At 61.7% G+C, this 995-nt stretch carries 1 protein-coding gene; it reads right to left on the bottom strand.

Features of this window, described 5'->3' with window-relative positions; genetic code table 11:
• Positions 1 to 995, bottom strand: a 995-nt coding sequence (locus BG61_RS38575) for a sigma-70 factor domain-containing protein (protein ID WP_035943715.1), incomplete at both ends; no start/stop codon positions are given.

Below are 995 nucleotides of genomic sequence, written 5' to 3'. Positions count from 1 at the left end.
ATCTTCTTCAGTTGCTGCAGCGGCAATACCGCGTTCACTTCGATGTCCATCAGCTTTTGCTGCTCGGCCTGAATTGCCGGCAGACTGCGTTCGAGCGCCGCACCGAACTCGCGCGATGCGGCCGCGGCCCTTGCGGTCCAGCCAAGATCAGTCTCATGACCCGGAAACGACGCGACGAACTTCTCGCGCGGCATCCCGCAACGCTCGACGGCGATCTGCAAAATGCGCCGCTCGATCGCGCGTACGTGCGCAACCTGCTGCTGCACATCGGCGCACAGCCGGTTGATGGTTCGTGCCGTGAAGCGAATGGGTGCGAGTTCGCGCTGAATCGCTTCACACACGTGTGCAAAGGCGGCCGCACACTTGCCTTCCGTGGCGCCGGCACGTGGCAGTTGGTCAAACAATTCACCCACTCTCGCAAAGATAGCGAGGCTGTCCTTCGTCAACTGTTTCAGGCGCGCTTCGTTCACCTTGTCCGAATCCGACGCCTCGATATCGCTGGCGTCATCGGCGTCCGCGTCGTCGGTGTCGTTCGCGTCCGTGTCGATGTCTTGTGTCGTGGCCGGATCCGACGCCGACACCTCGTCCTCTACGGTTTCTTCGTTGAGGCCGTCGACCAGTTCGTCGATACGCAGTTCACCCGCCGCAACCTGCTGCGCATTCACAAGGATCGTCGAGATAGTCGCCGGGCAGGCCGCAATTGCCTGGATCATCTCGTGAAGCCCGTCTTCGATACGCTTCGCAATCGCGATCTCACCCGCGCGGGTCAGCAACTCGGTCGCACCCATTTCACGCATGTACATACGCACGGGATCGGTCGTGCGGCCGAACTCGGAGTCGACAGTCGAGAGCGCGACTTCCGCTTCTTCGTCCGCCTGGTCGTCCAATACGGTCGCCGGCGCCGCGTCGTTCAAAAGCAGCGTCTCCGCGTCGGGCGCTTGCTCATAGACGGCCACGCCCATGTCATTGAACGTGCTGACAACGCTTTCGATGGC

Source organism: Caballeronia glathei (genome assembly GCF_000698595.1).
Lineage (GTDB): Bacteria > Pseudomonadota > Gammaproteobacteria > Burkholderiales > Burkholderiaceae > Caballeronia > Caballeronia glathei.
Note: the sequence above shows the minus strand (reverse complement) of the source record. Positions and strands in the feature narration are given on the sequence as shown.